15 protein-coding genes are annotated in these 13,721 nt (G+C 63.2%); 9 read left to right on the top strand and 6 right to left on the bottom strand.

What is annotated here, in order from left to right; genetic code table 11:
* Positions 1-8: 8 nt before the first annotated feature.
* Positions 9-917: a DUF2189 domain-containing protein gene (locus AB7535_RS16505; RefSeq protein WP_166341915.1), complete on the bottom strand. Its 909-nt coding sequence runs from the start codon at positions 915-917 to the stop codon at positions 9-11.
* 332 nt (positions 918-1,249) lie between these two features.
* Between AB7535_RS16505 and AB7535_RS16500 the strand changes: the two genes are divergently transcribed.
* A complete protein-coding gene (locus tag AB7535_RS16500) occupies positions 1,250-1,648 on the top strand; it encodes a DUF3597 domain-containing protein (protein ID WP_028156132.1) in 399 nt (132 codons plus the stop codon).
* 53 nt (positions 1,649-1,701) lie between these two features.
* Here AB7535_RS16500 and AB7535_RS16495 read toward each other — a convergent pair whose 3' ends face one another.
* Positions 1,702-1,971: a GNAT family N-acetyltransferase gene (locus AB7535_RS16495; RefSeq protein WP_135213726.1), complete on the bottom strand. Its 270-nt coding sequence runs from the start codon at positions 1,969-1,971 to the stop codon at positions 1,702-1,704.
* A gap of 104 nt (positions 1,972-2,075) precedes the next feature.
* Between AB7535_RS16495 and AB7535_RS16490 the strand changes: the two genes are divergently transcribed.
* Both AB7535_RS16490 and AB7535_RS16485 read left to right on the top strand, forming a co-directional pair.
* Positions 2,076-3,011, top strand: coding sequence for a tetratricopeptide repeat protein (locus AB7535_RS16490; protein ID WP_354078811.1), 936 nt, complete (start codon positions 2,076-2,078; stop codon positions 3,009-3,011).
* A 202-nt stretch (positions 3,012-3,213) separates the two neighbouring features.
* Complete coding sequence (locus tag AB7535_RS16485; RefSeq protein WP_135213724.1) at positions 3,214-3,612, top strand: SPW repeat protein; 399 nt, start codon at positions 3,214-3,216, stop codon at positions 3,610-3,612.
* Positions 3,613-3,659: 47 nt separating this feature from the next.
* On the opposite strand, the gene AB7535_RS16480 is transcribed toward AB7535_RS16485, so the two are convergent.
* The 3 genes from AB7535_RS16480 to AB7535_RS16470 all read right to left on the bottom strand — a co-directional run bounded on the left by AB7535_RS16480 (position 3,660) and on the right by AB7535_RS16470 (position 4,917).
* A complete protein-coding gene (locus AB7535_RS16480) occupies positions 3,660-3,935 on the bottom strand; it encodes a GNAT family N-acetyltransferase (RefSeq protein ID WP_135213723.1) in 276 nt (91 codons plus the stop codon).
* Positions 3,936-3,946: 11 nt separating this feature from the next.
* Complete coding sequence (locus AB7535_RS16475) at positions 3,947-4,462, bottom strand: DUF3828 domain-containing protein (protein WP_135213722.1); 516 nt, start codon at positions 4,460-4,462, stop codon at positions 3,947-3,949.
* 92 nt (positions 4,463-4,554) lie between these two features.
* The gene (locus tag AB7535_RS16470; RefSeq protein ID WP_135213721.1) at positions 4,555-4,917 is read right to left on the bottom strand and encodes a hypothetical protein; all 363 of its coding nucleotides are present in this window, start codon (positions 4,915-4,917) and stop codon (positions 4,555-4,557) included.
* A gap of 94 nt (positions 4,918-5,011) precedes the next feature.
* Here AB7535_RS16470 and AB7535_RS16465 point away from each other — a divergent pair, with 94 nt between their 5' ends.
* The 3 genes from AB7535_RS16465 (at position 5,012) to AB7535_RS16455 (ending at position 8,092) form a co-directional block, all read left to right on the top strand.
* Positions 5,012-5,509, top strand: a complete 498-nt coding sequence (locus tag AB7535_RS16465) for a hypothetical protein (protein ID WP_135213720.1) — start codon at positions 5,012-5,014, stop codon at positions 5,507-5,509.
* A 105-nt stretch (positions 5,510-5,614) separates the two neighbouring features.
* The gene (locus tag AB7535_RS16460; protein WP_167767906.1) at positions 5,615-7,222 is read left to right on the top strand and encodes an acyl-CoA synthetase; all 1,608 of its coding nucleotides are present in this window, start codon (positions 5,615-5,617) and stop codon (positions 7,220-7,222) included.
* Positions 7,223-7,231: 9 nt separating this feature from the next.
* Positions 7,232-8,092, top strand: a complete 861-nt coding sequence (locus tag AB7535_RS16455; RefSeq protein WP_135213718.1) for a PCC domain-containing protein — start codon at positions 7,232-7,234, stop codon at positions 8,090-8,092.
* 16 nt (positions 8,093-8,108) lie between these two features.
* Here AB7535_RS16455 and AB7535_RS16450 read toward each other — a convergent pair whose 3' ends face one another.
* Positions 8,109-10,181 carry a DUF1217 domain-containing protein gene (locus AB7535_RS16450; RefSeq protein ID WP_439036680.1) on the bottom strand — a complete coding sequence of 691 codons (2,073 nt, stop codon included), beginning with the start codon at positions 10,179-10,181 and terminating at the stop codon, positions 8,109-8,111.
* A 265-nt stretch (positions 10,182-10,446) separates the two neighbouring features.
* On the opposite strand from AB7535_RS16450, the gene AB7535_RS16445 reads away from it, so the two are divergent.
* The 3 genes from AB7535_RS16445 to AB7535_RS16435 all read left to right on the top strand — a co-directional run bounded on the left by AB7535_RS16445 (position 10,447) and on the right by AB7535_RS16435 (position 13,694).
* Positions 10,447-11,214: an AAA family ATPase gene (locus AB7535_RS16445; RefSeq protein ID WP_135213716.1), complete on the top strand. Its 768-nt coding sequence runs from the start codon at positions 10,447-10,449 to the stop codon at positions 11,212-11,214.
* Between the two features lie 954 nt (positions 11,215-12,168).
* Complete coding sequence (locus tag AB7535_RS16440) at positions 12,169-12,738, top strand: SRPBCC family protein (RefSeq protein ID WP_063983150.1); 570 nt, start codon at positions 12,169-12,171, stop codon at positions 12,736-12,738.
* A gap of 2 nt (positions 12,739-12,740) precedes the next feature.
* Positions 12,741-13,694, top strand: a complete 954-nt coding sequence (locus AB7535_RS16435) for a YVTN family beta-propeller repeat protein (protein ID WP_135213715.1) — start codon at positions 12,741-12,743, stop codon at positions 13,692-13,694.
* The last annotated feature ends 27 nt before the right edge of the window (positions 13,695-13,721 follow it).

Genomic DNA, 13,721 nt, shown 5'->3' with positions numbered 1-13,721 from the left:
CGATATCGTCAGGCGTCCGTCCGATTGCGCCAGGGGAAGAGGTTGGCGGGGAAGTCGGCGGCCGGCTTGCGCGGGCGATGCGGCGGGGGCGGCACCGGACGTGCACCGGGCTCCGAGACGATCACCTTGCGGTAGAGGTGCCAGGTGGCATGGCCGAGCAGGGGGATCACCACGGCAAGGCCAAGGAACGCCGGAATCGTACCGAGCGCTAGCAGCACCGCCACGATCAGGCCCCAAGCCGCCATCGGCACCGGGTTCTTGGCGACGACGCGTAGCGACGTCACCATCGCCTCGAAGGCGCCGGCATGGCGGTCGAGCATCAAGGGGAACGACACGGCGCTGATGCAGAGCGCGGCAAGCGCAAACAGAAAGCCGGTGCCGCAGCCGACCACGATCAGCCACCAGCCTTGCTGGGTCGTCAGAACGCGCGTCATGAAATCAGAGATACCGGTCGCGCCCTCATAGCCGAACGCCGCGACATAGATCGCCTGAGCGGTCGCAACCCAGGTCACGAACAGAGCGAGCAGCAGCGTGCCGAGACCGAGCATGGCGCCGAACGAAGGCGAGCGCAGTACCTCCATGGCATTCCAGGCGCTGGCCTCCTCATAACGTTCCCGCCGGCTGGAGAGCTCATAGAGACCGAGCGCGGCGAACGGGCCGATCAGCGCGAAGCCTGCGGCCAGTGGGAACAACAGCGGCAGCACCGAATAGCCCATCACCGCGCGGGCGAGCACGAGGCCCAGCACCGGATAGATCACGCAGAGGATGATGGCGTGGCTCGGCACCGCCTTGAAATCTTCCCAGCCGCGCCTGAGCGCGTCGTGCAGATCGGACAGTTGGATGGTTCGGATCACCGGTCCAGCCGCATCCGCGGGCTGGGCCACAGTGGGGACATTGCCCGGGTAGAGTGTGGCCATGGTCGCTAGCTCCCTTGCCATGCAGCCGAATTCGGCGCCGGCAACGGCGCAAGCGGCCGCTTTTCTGAGTTTCGCGATTCCGGCCAGACGCGAATTCCGGACGTCATCGCGAACTGAAAGTGGAGCGTACGCCCATTTCCGAGTCCTGTCCCACACGCTTGGTTGAGATTCGATGCCGCACCGCAACCTCAACGATGTCATTCGGTCGTCATTTCGCCGCAGATAAGCTGATGCTGGTTGTCGGTTCGCAGAACTTCGCGGGCGTAACGCAGTAACTTCGTCTATAAGTGCCACTCAAGGCCCTTCCAACGGATCCTTTTCGGGGAGAAGACATGAGCATTTTCGGGAAAATCATGGGCGCGATCTTCGGCAGCCATCCGGCTTCCGCCGCGCCCGCAGGTGGCGCACCCTCGGGTAGCGCACCCGCCAGCGCCGCGCCGGGCGGATCGGCGCCTGCTGCCGCGCCGATGGCAACCGTGGACGTTGCGGCCATCGTCGACAAGCTGGTCGCTGCCCAGAAGGAGAAGCTGGAATGGCGCACCTCGATCGTCGACCTCATGAAGGCGCTCGACATCGACTCCAGCCTTGCCGCGCGTAAGGACCTCGCCAAGGAGCTCGGCTACAGCGGTGACATGAACGACTCGGCGAGCATGAACGTCTGGCTGCACAAGCAGGTGATGTCCAAGCTGGCCGCCAATGGCGGCAAGCTGCCGCCGGAGATCAAGCACTGACCGATTGCTCGGTCGTAAGCCAGGGGCCCGCGATCTCGCGGGCCCTTTTGCGTTCAGGCGACGAGGTCTGCTTCCTCCGGATGCCTGTCGAGATAGTCGACGACGAAGCCGCAGCCGGCGATCACCTTCTTGCCGTCACGGCGGATCAAGTCCAGCGCGCCCTTGACCAGCTCGGATGCAATGCCGCGGCCGCGTAGCGCGTGCGGCGTCTCGGTATGGGTGATGATCACGGCCGACGGCGTCAGCCGGTAATTGGCGAAGGCGATTTCGTTGCCCGCATCGAGCTCGAAGCGACTCCTGTCCTTGTTGTCCCGTACCGCCATGCCAGATCCCTTCGAAGCGCTGCGTGTGCTCTGATCTAGGCGCCTGAACCGGCCCTTGCCAAGGTGCGACCAAGGGAGGTTGCCGCAGGGGAGATATCCGGAAAATGCGTGTCCCGCTCAGCCTCTTGGCGCTGCTTGCGGCGCTCGTCTCGACCGCGCCGGTGTCGGCTGCGGCCGAAGGCGCCCCGGCCTGGGAGGCCTGCGTCGGGCTGACCAGCACGCCGGACGCCCGGATCAAAGCCTGCTCGACTGTGATCGATACCAGGAGCGAGAGCGGGCAGAGGCTCGCCGGCGCCTATTGCAATCGCGGCCATGGGCTCACCGAGAAACGCGAACTCGACGCCGCGCTGTCCGATCTCGACGAGGCAGTCCGGCTCGATCCCGGCTATGCCTGCGCCTACAACAATCGCGGCCGCGTCTACAGCTTCAAGCGCGATTACGATCGCGCCATCGCCGAATACGACCAGGCCGTCAAGCTCGATCCGTCGCTGGTGCTGGCCTACAGCAATCGCGGCGAGGCCCGTTTCAACAAGGGCGACCTCGACGGCGCCTTTGCCGATTTCGACGCGGCGATCAAGCGCGATCCCAACTATGTCACCGCCTACGCCAACCGTGGCTTCGTCTACGCCCGCAAGCACGACACGGCGCATGCGCTTGCCGACTACAGCATGCGGATCAAGCTTGCACCGGATCTGATTGCCTATATCGACCGCGGCAACGTCTACCGCGACAGCGAGCAGCTCGACCGGGCCTCCGCCGACTACGGCGAGGCGATCCGCGTCGCGCCGACCGACGCACGCGGCTGGCGCAATCGCGGCATGATCCGGCTCTATCGGGGCGACAACAAGGGCGGCCTCGCCGACTACGACAAGGCGCTGCAATACGATCCCTCCGACGTGTTCTCCTGGAACAATCGCGGCCAGGCCAGGCTGCGCCTCGGCGACAGGCAGGGCGCGATTGCCGACTTCAGGAAGGCGCTGGAATTGCGTCCAGGACTGCCGTCCGCGCATGATGCACTGCAGAAGCTTGGGGCTCTGTAGCGAGCGTTCGATCAACGCGTGAGCCATAATTCGCTAATGCTGCCTCGCTGGCAAAAAACATCAGTCCGTCTTGCAATCGTGCACCCGGTTCCCCACGTCTCGTTACAGGACATACGCCCGAATGCGGCCGGCACGGTCGCTAGACATTCGGAGTGTCATGATCGCCAGCCGCTGACGTATGCCTCTTTTGGAGGAGGGTACGATGTCGGACTTTAGTTTCATCAAGACTCATCGAACATGGGAAGATTGGTGCGGGATGCTGCTCGGCGCGCTGATTGTCGCATCGCCGTGGTTCCCCATCCAGGATCACTCGTCGATCGTCGAACGCCAGACGATGATCCTGAACACGGTCGCAATCGGCCTCGTCGTATTTGGCCTGAGCCAGCTCGAATATGTCGCGTTGCAGCGCTGGCAGGAGGTGGCGACGATCCTGGTCGGGCTGTGGCTTATCGTCTCGCCCTATGTGTTCGGTTATTCCGGCGAAGGTTTTCTCCGGATCTACCATACGAGTCTGGGAGCGGTAGCGGTGATCCTCGGCGTGCTCCAGCTGTGGCAGGACTGGGATCTGAGTGACCAGGATATGCTGAAGCATGGGCAATAGGCGGTAGATTTGAGCAGGCCTGCCGCGCGCTCGGCGGCCTGCGCTCGCTATCTCTTCACCAAATCCGCATACTCCGGATGTTTCTCGATCCACGCCTTCACGAACGGGCATTGCGGGATCAGTTTCAAGCCGGCCGCGCGGACCCGGTCGAGCGCGCCTTGCACCAGCTTCGAGCCGACGCCCTTGCCACCGAGCTCTTTCGGCACGTCGGTATGCTCGAAGGTGATGACGTTGCCGTCGAGCTTGTAGTGTTCAGTCGCGAGATGGCCCTCCACCTCCAGCTCGAAGCGATGATCGGCCTTGTTATCGATGACGTCGCTCATGGTGTCTCCCGTCAGGTCTTCAACGAGTCCGCCAGCATCTTGCGGATCGACCAGGCCTCGCCGTCGGACGAGCCCTTGATGTCGTCGATCCGCCAGCTGTTGGCCTCGCGCACGAAGTCATAACGCACGATCTGGTCGGCGGGTTTGCGGTCGTTGCGGTGGCCGGTGATGGTCACCGCGATCGTCGCCTTGTCGGCCTCCATCTTCTCTGCGTCAACCTTGAAGGATTTCACGTCCGGTTCCTGCGAGTTGGTGACGGGATCGAAATCGACCGGACCAACGTCGCCCTTCGGCGTATGCGCATCCGCCTTGGCCCACAGCGCGACCAGCGCCCTCGAGAGATATTTTGTTTTGGCCGCCTTGTTCTCGATGACGAAGGCGCCGCCACTATCGCCTTTGCCCTTGGCTGCGCGCGTGTAGATGGCGGTCAGGATCGCGACGGGATCGCTGGAGGCAGGCATCACGGCGAATGCCGGGGAGGCGGTGGCAAGCAGAGAGGCGGCGACGAAGGTCCGACGGGTGAGCATGAAATGTCCCTGAGATAATGACGTGCGACCGCATGGCCGGAGCGGCCGGCGTCAGCGCGTATCTCTGTAGACCGATGGCGCGGCCGCTCGGTTCAATCGGTCGCTTTGGCGAGCCTGGAATCTTCAGATTGCGGCTGCGGGCGGAGGCAACCCTGGCAGATGACGAGGGAGCGGGTGACCTTGGCGTCCTGCTCGGCCTCGATGCCGTCCTGGGCCTGCCACCATTCCTTCGAATAGGGCTGAAGTCCGGCTTGCGACCTGTTGTGCTCGGAGCCGGCGTCGGCGCGCGTGGCACGCGGAGCCCCGGAACGTGGCTGGTTGGGATCCTCGCCGGCGCCATCCCAGGCATAGCGCGCAGGCTTGAAGGCGGGGTCGGCGGAGAGGTGCGCCTGAGGCGCCACGGCACATCCGGCGAGCGCCAGCGACAACAGGAGGAAGGCGGGCGCTTTGACCATGATGCGGCACTCTTTACGCGAGAACTGAGCGAGGTTGCGCCGATCGTGTTTAAAATTCCCTGAACGGTCGCGGCCGCGCTGGCGACAAACGCGAATGCGCTATCTGATCCTCCTGCTCACACTGCTCGCCACCGCTGCGCGCGCCGATGATGCAAAACCGTTCAATCCGGCCGATTATCCGCCCGGCGTGCAGCAGGCGCTGCGCTACGCCAATGAGGAATGCGACAGCCAGGACGGTGGACTGGTGACCTTCGCGCCGGACACCGTGCGCAAGATCGACCTGACCGGGGACGGCCGTGAGGATTACATCGTCGATTTCCGCGACACCAAATGCGGGGAGCGCGAGACCACCTATTGCGGAACCGGCGGCTGCGTCATGAACGTCCTGGTGACTCTGCCCGATGGCAGCGTGCGCCCCGTGTTCGACGGCTATGTCCGCAGCTACAAGATCTTGCCGCCGCCGATGAAGCGTGGCGCGGCGCGCACCATTCGCTTCGATCTGCACGGTAGCTATTGCGGCGGTTTCGGTGCGCAGGCCTGCTGGAAGGAGAAGGCCATCACGGCGACGCCGTTTGCGTTCAAGCAGCCGTAGGGCAGATGCGCGACCGGCGGCCTTGCTACGCCGCATTCGATGGCGATAAATGGGCTGCAAGGAGCGGGCGGCTCGTGCGCCGCCCGCCGTCGAAGAGGAAGCCCGATGCAGCCCCTGCGCATGTCCCGCCGCGTCATGAATCTCGCTCACATGCTGACCCAGAATGCGCGGCGGCATGGGTCGCGTCCTGGTTTCGTCTGGGGGGACAAATCCTGGACCTGGCGCGAGATCGATGCGCAGGTCTCGGCGCTGGCCGCCGCACTCGCCGCGCGCGGCATCGCCAAGGGCGACCGCATCCTCGTCCATTCCAAGAACGGCGACGAGATGTTCTTCTCGATGTTCGCCGCGTTCCGGCTCGGTGCGGTCTGGGTGCCCACCAATTTCCGCCTGATGCCGGATGAGGTCACCTATCTCGCGCAGGCCTCCGGCGCGAAGGCGTTCCTGTGCCACGTCGATTTTCCCGAGCACGCTGCAGCCGTGAAGGGGGGGGCGCTGGAGTTCACCTGGAGCGTCGACGGCAAGGGCTCGTTCGGCGAGCGCTCGGTGGCGGAAGCCATCGCCTCGCAGGCCGGTGCAAGCGTTGCGAACGTCGCCGTCGAGCACGACGATCCCTGCTGGTTCTTCTTCACCTCCGGCACCACTGGCCGCTCCAAGGCCGCGGTGCTGACCCACGGCCAGATGGGTTTTGTCGTCACCAACCATCTCGCCGATCTCACCCCCGGCGTCACGGAAGCGGATGCGTCGCTGGTGGTGGCGCCGCTGTCGCATGGCGCCGGCGTCCATCAGCTGGTGCAGACCGCCCGCGGCGTATGCACCGTGCTGCTGCCGACGGAGAAATTCGACATCGACGAGGCGTTCCGCCTGATCGAGGCGCATCGGGTCAGCAATCTCTTCACGGTGCCGACGATCCTGAAGATGATGGTCGAGCATCCCGCCGCCGACAAATACGATCATTCCTCGCTGCGTCACGTGATCTATGCCGGCGCGCCGATGTACCGCGAGGACCAGAAGGCCGCGCTGAAGAAGCTCGGCAAGGTCATCGTGCAGTATTTTGGCCTCGGCGAGGTCACCGGCAACATCACCGTGCTGCCGGCGGCGCTGCATGATCCCGAGGACGGGCCCTATGCGAAGATCGGCACTTGCGGCTTCGAGCGCACGGCCATGCAGGTCTCGATCCAGGACGACGAGGGCCGCGAGCTGGCAGTCAACCAGAGCGGCGAGATCTGCGTGATCGGGCCTGCAGTGCTCGCCGGCTACTACGACAACCCCGAGGCCAATGCGAAGGCGTTCCGCGACGGCTGGTTCCGCACCGGCGACCTCGGGCACATGGACGAGGAGGGGTTCGTCTACATCACGGGACGCGCCTCCGACATGTACATCTCCGGCGGCTCCAACATCTATCCGCGCGAGATCGAGGAGAAGATCTTGACGCATCCTGCGGTCGGCGAGGTCGCCGTGCTCGGCGTGCCCGACGCGACCTGGGGCGAGGTCGGCGTCGCCGTCTGCGTCGCGCGCGAAGGCGAGAAGCCGGTGAGCGAAGCCGAGATGGCGGCGTTCCTCCTGCCGAAGGTGCCGCGCTACAAGATGCCGAAGCGGTTCTTCTTCTGGGAGGCGTTGCCGAAGTCCGGCTATGGCAAGATCCCGAAGCGCATGGTGCGCGATGAGCTCGAGGCGCGCGGACTGCTCGATCTCGACAACAAGCAGGCGGGCTGAGCATACGCGATGCGAAGTATCAAGCAGCCGGGCGCGCCTGTCGCCGAACGCATCCAATGGGTCGAGGCGAGGGGGCGCGCGTTCTCGTTCAGGCTCGAAGCGGGTCTGCCGCTGCTCGAAGCCGCTCGGCGTGGTTTTGCGGCGGAGGGGTTTGCCAGTGGCGTGCTGAATTTTGGCAGCGCTGCGCTCGGACCATTCGCATATGTGATGCCGGCGCTGTCGAAGACAGGTGAGAACGCAGCGTTCTACAGTGACACTTTTCGCCCCAGCGGCGTGATGCGCACGAAACTCGGCAGCATGACGCTCGGTATGCGCGATGGCGCCCCGTTCTTTCATTGCCACGGGCTCTGGACGGAGCCGGACGGCAAGGCAAGCGGCGGCCACATGCTCCCGGACGAGACGGTTGTCGCCGAGCCGTTCGAGGTCGAAGCGTTCGGCATCGACGGCGCGATGTTCACCGCGGAGCCCGATCCCGAGACCAATTTCAAGCTGTTCGGGCCGGTGCCTGGTGTGAGCACCGGCGCGCGCACCACGAGCCGCGCCTTCTCACTTCGGCTGCGGCCCAACCAGGATTTTGCCGGCTGCCTCGAAGCGTTCTGCCGCGCGCATGGCATCGCACGCGCGAAGATTCACGGCGGCGTCGGCTCGACCATCGGCGCGCGCTTCACCCATGGCGGCGTGACCGAACCGTTCGCGACCGAGCTCGCTGTGACAGCGGGGACAATTGTACAGGGCAGTTCGGGTGCACCGGAGGCGGCGCTCGACATTGCCCTGATCGACTACACTGGCGGCATCGCTGAGGGCCGTCTGATCCGTGGGGACAATCCCGTGCTGATGACCATGGAGCTGGCGCTCGAGGTGTTGGGCTAGTATCGGCGAGCGATCATCAGTGAGCACGTAGCTTGGCGATGGCCAAGAACGTGGATTCACTTATCCCTGATATGCCCGAGCTCGATCCTTGAAAGAGGTTGAGCAAGGGAGATTGACCCTGGCCGATGCTCTCGCCGTTTCTGACGTCATACATGGCGGAGAACCGGCTCAACAGTTTTTCAACCTTCGCCGGATCGGAAAGATCCTTGATCTTCATGAATTTGTCCACGACCTTGGCTTGCTGATCGATCTGCATCGAGGCCATCGAGTCAGGCAAATCGAAGGTGGTTCTGAACACCTCTGAAAGAGCCTTGTCGGCAAGGATGTCGTATGCGGACGTGATTTCTCCCGCCTTTCGCTGGAAATAGAGCGCAAGGCGTACGCCGGGATTCGTCTCCCCCTGCTGCTGCTCCAGGCTTTGCTGGAGATAGTTCGCCTGTGTTTCCCGGAATTGATCTCTCTTCTGAGGACCCATCATCGGGAGGCGCGCGACGTTGCCCTTGCTGTCGAAGTTGAACGACGCAACGATTTCGGCAAAGCGAGGATCGCTCTGCGTGTTCGCGAAGCTCTTTGGGTTGTTCAGGTCGGAGCTGAAGATCTTCTTGAGAAATTCGGTGCTGACCTTCTTAGGGTCCAAACCCTTGGCCAAGAGAATGAAATCGACCATCGGCCTGTTTGCGAGAAGCTCGGAAACGCTGTCGATGCCTGCGATTGCCTCTTGATAAGCCGTCGCATCTTTCGTGGCTAGTGCCCGAATTGCCTTCTCCTGCTGAGGGCTTGCCTGTTTCAGCGCGGCAACGACGTATTCTCTCGCGATCTGAAGGACCTGAGCCGAGTCTTGAGCCACCAAGGGGGTCGTCAGATTGCCTTTTGCGTCGAAGTTGAAGGCGCGTGCGAGCTCTACATACCGATTGTCCTTGAGGGTATAGACGTAGCTCTTGGGATCGTTGACGTCGCTTTCGAGGACTGCCTTGATCGTCGCCTTCGAGACCATTCCGGGATCGAGGCCGACGGCGCCCAGCGCAAAATCATACACGCCAGGTGTCGATACGAACGCCTGGACTGAATTGATCTTGCTGAGGTCCGTTCTGAATTGCTTGATCGCCAAAGCTTCGTATATCGGGCTTGCCGCCGAATAGACGGCGGCCTTGCTGTCGTCGAACCGCTTTTTCGTGATCGCGACATTTGCGGCAGTCTGGGCGGACACGCCTGACGGAAGCGACCCGTCGGGCGAGAACTCGAACGCGCCGGCCAGGTCTACAAACCCGCCAATCGTCGCTATCTGGTCACTGAGGCTGGAAATGCTTTTCGTATATGACTCCAGGTGACTTTTTTCGACCAGGATCTGGATGTTCAACTGGGTCACGTCGGCGCCCGGTTGCGATAGTTGGGCCTTGTAACCGGTTATCTTTAGATCAGCGGCGCTGGCGTCCGATTTGGCTTGAGCAAGCTGGGCGTTGAGGCCGGTCAACTGAGAAGCGAAGGTGGTGTTGACGTAGCTATTTGGATCGGACGGATCGCTGCGCAAGACCTGACTTATCGTGTCACCCGGCCACTTGCTTTGATCGATCCCGTATGCCGAGTAGACATAGTTGCGAAGACGGTCGTTGTTCAGGAGTTGGTCTGCACTGCTGATCTTGCCGATTTCAGCGCTGTAGTAATTCGAGTCTGCGGCAAGCGCATCGACCTGGCTCTTCTTGGTCGTCGTGTACAGACCGATCATCTCGTCGGTCTGGTCTCCCGATTGCGCAACTGGCGTGGCACTGCCATTGAAGGAGAATGCCGCGGCAAACTCCCGGTAGCGCTTGTCTACCAACTTGTTGACGAAGCTCTTTGGGTCGGAGAGGTCGCTCTCCAGCACCTTCTTCATGAAAGCCTTGGCGTAGGCCATGTCTTCCAGGCCATATGCCTTCATCGCATAATGATACAGGCGATAATCTTTCATAAGATCATCGACGGTCCGCACCTTGCCGATGTTGGCTTTGTAATAGGCGGATTCTCGCGCGACATCGGGTTGCTGTTCAACCCGCGTCAGGGACTGCTTGAGATGGTGCGCAATGTAGTTGTAGCTGAAATACGTTGATACCATCGCGCATTCCTCGCGGCTCTACGGTCCTGGACTTCCGTCAATCATTGCCGGGTCGAGGGGTGGGGGCTGGCCTCATGCCAGCAAGCTGTCTCGCAGCAACGTTTTCTTAAGGCGATTCTTCGCTGCAATCTTAGGTTTTAATTTGCGTCCAAGTGACGCATGCCGGGTTTTGTTGCTGTATGTTTCTCAGGTGCTGCTTTCGCGAGGATTGTGTTCCTGATATGTTCCAGTCGAAATATCGACCGGAGTGGGTTGGAAGCAGAGCATGAGCCGACGAAGCAATCGCACCATCAACCTGCCGGCGCCGTATCTGAAGCGGGTCTGGCTCGATCCGTCGCGAGTTCACGATCGCGAGGCATATCCGTTTTGCCTGCCCATCTTCCCGGATGATTTCGAGCTCAACTTCGACGCCGCCATCACGATCATCGTCGGAGAGAATGGCACCGGGAAGTCGACGATCCTCGAGGGTATCGCAGCGCTTGCCGGCTACGACGATGCGGGTGGAGGCAAGGGCTACATGCCCGTCGACCATTCCGAAGCGCGGGAGAAGATGGGCGGCCAGCTTTCCAGGGCCTTGCGCGCAAGCTGGCTGCCGAAGATCGCCAACGGCTGGTTTTTTCGCGCCGAGAGTTTTTTCTCGGTCGCGCGATATCTCGACGAGGCCGCACGTGATGCCGGCCAGGCCGGCCCCGACTTCCTGTCGCATTCCCATGGCGAAGGTTTTCTGCGCTTCTTCGAGGAGCGCTGCCAGCGCCAGGGCATCTTCATCTTCGACGAGCCGGAATCGGCGCTGTCGCCGGCGCGTCAGATCGAATTCCTGAAGCTCTTGCGACGCATGGACGAGTCCCGCATCTGCCAGGTCATCATGGCAACCCATGCGCCTCTGCTGATGGCCTATCCAAACGCGAGACTGTTGCGGTTGGGCAAATACGGCCTGGAGCCGACGACGGTGGAGCAAACCGATCATTACCGGGTGATGCGCGAGTTCTGTGACGATCCGCGCGGGTTCGTGGAGGCGACACTGGCGGAGTAGGCGAGGGCGCGCTCCCACGGCACTCGCTCTTCTCGTGTCCCGGACGCGCTGCAGCGCGTAGCGGTGCGGCGCAGAGCAGGGACTCACGCAGTCACACGCTCGCTGATGCATGGGCCCCGGCTCTGCAGCGCACCGCCGCACTGGACGATGCTGCGCATCGCCAGGGAAGCGCTGCGCTGCGTCCGGGGCACGCGAGCAGCTTCTATCTTTGCATTCGAATTCAAATCGCACGCACGGATTCGCATCCTCGCGGCAAGATCTGCCCGAGCTCTGCTGTATTCATCGCCCCCAAAAGTGCCGAGGGCGCGGGGAAGGCCGGGTGCCGGCTGGCACCCGCGGTCCACTGTGCGGAAATTGCGCTACGAAGTTTGCACAGTGGCATACAGGTGAAGCCAAACATCCGGCCTTCCCTGCGCAGTGGTTTTACGGCTTATGCCGAGCTCTCCCCGGGGAGCGATGCACTATTGCCCCCGTCGCCTTGCGGATGACTGATGTGCGGGCCCGGTCGGGCCGCCACATCACCGCAAGACTTGGCGCACAGGCTCCGGGCGCCAGGACGGCACGGTTTTACCGTACACAGGCTGCACCGGTCGTGTGCGCGCGGCGTTCGCTCACGGTTGCCCGCCCTGCAAACCACCTTCGCGCCGACGCCGCCTGCGTCCACCACGTCCCACCCCGCGTGTCGTGACGATCGCGATAACGCCCCTCGGCCCGGGGTGGGATGGCTTTCTATATGATAATCTGAAATGCGGATAAAGAGAATTATTTCTGCGTGGTGCGGTTGACCCGCCCATTGGGTGTTTTGCCCGACGGGCGGCGCAAGGGGTTGTGGGACGCGCGAGCGCGCGCCGCAACGCCGCCATGAACAGGTCTCCCCACGGCCGCAAAATGCGCTACCATGATCGCAGCGCGCCTCAAGTCGCGCACGATCCACGAGACGCATGAGGAAACGAGATGAGGGTGACGATTGGACGGCGCATGGTCATGGGCGCGGTGCTGACTGCCGCGGGCGCGGTGGCTTTGACGGCGGCGTTTGGCCCGGCTTGGGCACATGGGCCGACCCGGCAGAAGGTGCGCGAATCCATCGAGATCAACGCGCCGCCGGCCAAGGTGTGGGCCGCGATCGGCAATTTCCAGGACATGAGCTGGCTGCCGCCTGTCACCAAGACCGAGGGCGAGAAGGGCAATGAGATCGAAGCGACGCGGCGGCTGACCCTGACGGGAGGCGCCACCGTCGATGAGGAACTCTACAAGTTCGACGCTGCCGCGATGACCTATTCCTACCGGATCACCAAGGTGGACGTGAAGGTGCTGCCGGTCACCAATTATTCCTCGACGCTGACGGTGACGCCGAGCGCCGACGGCAAGGGCGCGACGCTGGAATGGGCGGGCGCGTTCTACCGCGGCTTCCCCAACAACGATCCGCCGCCGGAGCTCAGCGACGAGGCCGCGGTGAAGGCGGTGAAGGGGCTCTATCAGGCCGGCCTCGAAGCGCTGAAGAAGAAGATCGAGAGCGGAAGCTGACCGTGCGGGCGCGGATCCTGGCGGCGCTCGCCGCCAGCCTTTGCGCTGCCAGTATTGGCAGCGCGTCCGCCGAAGAGGCGTTCGTCACCAACCAGCTCAGCGACGATCTGATGGTCGTGGACCTCGCGACATCGCGCAGCGTCGCGACCATCCCGATCGGCGGCAAGCCGGCCGGCGTGGCCGTCAGCGCGGATGGGCGCTTTGCCTATGTCACGAGCCCCGACGCCAAGGCGGTGACCGTGGTCGACGCCGCAACGCGGCAGGTCTCGGGGCGGATCGAGGTCGGCGGCGGTCCGCTCGGCATTGCCGTGACGCCCGATGGCAAGACGGTCTACGTCGCGGACTGGTATGCGGCGGCAGTGCGGGTGATCGATACGGCCTCGCGCAGTATCACGGCCAGCATCGCGGTCGGCGCATCCCCGTCCGGCCTCGCGGTGACGCCTGATGGCAGGCTGCTGCTCTCGGCGGACCGCGACGACGACAGCGTCTCGGTGGTCGATACCGCGACGCGTGAGCGCAGGGCGACCATCAAGGTCGGGACCCGTCCGTTCGGCGTCACCATCGATGCCGAGGGAAAACGCGCCTACACCGCCAATGTCGGCTCCAACGACGTCTCGGTGATCGACATCGCCGCGAGCCAAGAGATCGGCCGCGTGCCGGTCGGGATGCGTCCTTATGCGGTGGCGCTGACGCAAGGGCGCGGCTTCGTCACCGACCAATATGGCGGCACCGTCAGCGTGTTCGACCTGGCGACGCTGAAGCCGGTCAAGCGGATCAATGTCGGCGACTATCCCGAAGGCATCAATGTGACCGCCGACGGCAAGCGCGTCATCGTCGCCTGCTGGGAGAGCAACACATTGAGCATCATCGATGCCACCGAGCTGAAGGTGATCGGCGAGGTCAAGACCGGCGACGGCCCGCGCGCGTTCGGGGCGTTCCTGCGTAGGACGGAGTAGGGGGCGCGGAGCATCTGTAGCCTGCAT

It is taken from the genome of Bradyrhizobium sp. 956_D2_N1_4, from assembly GCF_052076025.1.
GTDB lineage: Bacteria > Pseudomonadota > Alphaproteobacteria > Rhizobiales > Xanthobacteraceae > Bradyrhizobium > Bradyrhizobium barranii.
Note: the sequence above shows the minus strand (reverse complement) of the source record. Positions and strands in the feature narration are given on the sequence as shown.